Annotated in this window: 1 pseudogene; it reads right to left on the bottom strand. The window is 45.5% G+C overall.

The window, feature by feature from the left end:
• A pseudogene (vmeJ, locus tag R7Z50_RS31265) lies at nt 1-510 on the bottom strand (multidrug efflux RND transporter periplasmic adaptor subunit VmeJ); the annotation flags it as partial.

Genomic DNA, 510 nt, shown 5'->3' with positions numbered 1-510 from the left:
ACGGTATCGCCATCACGAACAAACCCCTGTCCTAATACAATGATGTCCGCTTGCTCGCCAAGCCCAGATAACCAAACGCCATCTTCTTCTGCTTTGACTAACTGGATAGGAACAAACTTAACGTGTTCATCTTCCAGTGTTTTAACACCTAAATTCCCTTCTTCATCTAACGCCAACATTGCAGCGGTAATTTTAATCGCTAGCACTTCATTCAAAGGGAGCTGCACTTCCGCACTGATCCCCGCAGGGATGAGCGAATTACGATTATCTATTTCGATTTCAATCGGAAACGTATTGGTCGATACGGAGGAAACGCGACCAATATAACGTAAAGTCCCCAAGTGATGCTGACCATTGATAGTTCTGACATCCGCTTGAAGACCTTCTTTAAGATACTGGATATGGCGCTCGCTAACGTCGGCCTCAATGACCAGAGTCTCTAAATCAATCACTGTCGCTATTGGATCGCCCACACCGACAAAGTCACCCACTTCGACAAAATGATGATCA

The sequence above is a fragment of the Vibrio sp. 1249-1 genome, assembly GCF_033340495.1.
This window is presented reverse-complemented; position numbering and strand designations above follow the sequence as displayed.